The organism is Autumnicola aciditolerans (genome assembly GCF_041679265.1).
Taxonomy (GTDB): Bacteria; Bacteroidota; Bacteroidia; order Flavobacteriales; family Flavobacteriaceae; genus Autumnicola.
In genome coordinates this window covers 1-2,080 of the sequence record NZ_JBGFSM010000061.1, presented here as the reverse complement: position 1 = coordinate 2,080, position 2,080 = coordinate 1, and the positions used below count along the sequence as shown (strand labels likewise).

Genomic DNA, 2,080 nt, shown 5'->3' with positions numbered 1-2,080 from the left:
TTGAAAAAACGAAAACTTTAAAGAAATTCTTGTGCACAACGGTTACGGTTAACGCAAGTCACGGGAATAGGGACACGGACTTGTCGGCTAGTTTGTTTTTACCTGGTCTCTAAAATAACAATTTTTAGCATACAACCCGTTATTTGCTGTTAACCGATGTTGGGCACTGGAATTGATACCCAAAAAGTTTAAATATCGGCGTTCTTTTTTCAGCTGAGTATGAGTCAGCGAAATGCAATTATCCGCTTCCGTTCTGCGAAATTTTGAGAATTCTTTATTAGCAAGGCCGGTTTTAAGGTTTTGCTTTTATTTTTTTATTAAAGGCTAGGAGCTTTTTTTTAAAATTTTTGAGCAAGAGTGAGCACATAATCTCAAGTTGAAAAAACGAAAACTTTAAAGAAGTTCTTGTGTACAACGGTCCCGGTTATCGCCAGTTGGCGGAGTAAGGGACGCGGGATTGTCGGCTTAGGATTGGTTTTTTGGTCAAGTTAATTATTTTCTCGCTAAAGTGCCGCTTATTGGCGATTAACCGTTGTTGGCATTTGTTTTTTTGTCAATTCTGTGATTTTCAAAGACTTCAATTCCAGTTTTCAAAAACCCGATAAGACCAATTCCTAAAACAATTACTCCAAATGAAAGTTCCGTTAGCTTATTATTAGAACTAAAAAAGTATAAAAAGATTCCTAAAATTAGAGTTGAAAAAGTAAGGAAAGTAAGAAGTAGAATCATCAGTTTTCCTTTTTTGGGATTTCTCCATATTCTTTCGGAAAATTTATTTTGTGTTTTGCTTGTATCTTGTAGGGTAGAGAAACTAATTGCAAGACCTAAAAAAATTAAAGTTCTGTTGTAATTTACAATTAGTATATCTGGGTTATTCTTCAAATCTTCTAATCCATTTAAAAAAGGTTTTATTACGAAAAAAGCAGCTAATAGCAATAATGGATATTGCAAATAGCTTATAATTTGAAACGTATTTTTAATGTTCATATATCCCTTTTTTGATATTCTAATTTTTAATTTTTTCGTTAAATTTTGATTTTTTTTAATTCTATTTCTGTTTTGAGTTTTTTAAGGTTTTTAAAATTAATTGGTAGAATAGCAGAAAGAGCAAAAGGAACTGCAAGTAGTGGTGTAAATCCGTCTTGAATTGAGATATAAATAAAAAAACCTAATGATCCAATTAATACTATTGTAAGCATCCAAGTAATTGTTTTTATCGATGTTTGCTTCTTTTTAAGTTCTTCAAAACTTAAATTTGAAAACTCTTGTTGATTCATAAAAAATAGTATTTAGGATAATTGTTTTTACGTAATCTCATCATGAAAAATTAATGCCAACGGTTTGCGGTTATCGCAAGTTGCGGGAGTAGGGACGCAGGATTGTCGGTTTACCGGTTTATTTCTTGGTTTCTAAAATTACACTTTTTCCTCAAATACCCGTAATTTGAGATGAACCGCTGTTGCCACCAGTTCACCAACTACAAATTTCTAGAGCAGGTTCTGTTATTTTTGTGTTTGTTGTTCTTTTGTCGGGCGTGAAATTAGTTTCATATGTTACTGTTTTTCCATTATTTACAAACAAATCAAATTTTAGATTTTCATCAATTTGTTCTTCTCCATATAAATACCATTTCCATAAAATTCTCTCAGCTTCTTTAATTTTGATTGTCTTTTTCTTAATTATTAAGTTTGAGGGTTTATCAATTTTTAGAAGCTCTTTTTCGTCAAAAGTTATTTCTAGTTGATTTAAATATTTATCAAAAGTTACAGTTTGAATTTGATGAAGATTATCCATTGGTTTTCCAAACCATTTTCCCCATATTTTCAAAGTTCCACCTTCAAATTTCAATTGAGAAAATTTTTGCGCAAATTCTTCAGGAGAAATTTTTTGAACTTCATCTGTATTTAAAGTTCTATCATTTCTATTTGCCCAAACTGCTATTAGGACTAAAAATAGAATTCCGATAATTATTATTGTCAATAAACTCATCATTGAATTGGTGGCAACGGCTACGGTTAACGCAAGTCACGGGATTAGGGACACGAACTTGTCGGCTTAATTGATTTCTACCTGGTCTCTA

General features: G+C 31.5%; 3 protein-coding genes. All 3 read right to left on the bottom strand.

Going from position 1 to position 2,080, the window contains the following annotated elements; all coding sequences use genetic code 11:
- Positions 1–525: 525 nt before the first annotated feature.
- The gene (locus AB8M93_RS18725) at positions 526–987 is read right to left on the bottom strand and encodes a hypothetical protein (protein ID WP_373060514.1); all 462 of its coding nucleotides are present in this window, start codon (positions 985–987) and stop codon (positions 526–528) included.
- A 38-nt stretch (positions 988–1,025) separates the two neighbouring features.
- Positions 1,026–1,277: a hypothetical protein gene (locus AB8M93_RS18720; protein ID WP_373060512.1), complete on the bottom strand. Its 252-nt coding sequence runs from the start codon at positions 1,275–1,277 to the stop codon at positions 1,026–1,028.
- A gap of 193 nt (positions 1,278–1,470) precedes the next feature.
- Entirely contained in the window at positions 1,471–1,992 is a 522-nt protein-coding gene (locus AB8M93_RS18715) for a hypothetical protein (RefSeq protein WP_373060510.1), read from the bottom strand.
- Positions 1,993–2,080 lie beyond the last annotated feature (88 nt).

Coding starts and splice junctions, on each gene's coding strand:
- AB8M93_RS18715 (WP_373060510.1), bottom strand. CDS start 1,992: ATGATGAGTTTATTGACAATAATAATTATCGGAATTCTATTTTTAGTC.
- AB8M93_RS18725 (WP_373060514.1), bottom strand. CDS start 987: ATGAACATTAAAAATACGTTTCAAATTATAAGCTATTTGCAATATCCA.
- AB8M93_RS18720 (WP_373060512.1), bottom strand. CDS start 1,277: ATGAATCAACAAGAGTTTTCAAATTTAAGTTTTGAAGAACTTAAAAAG.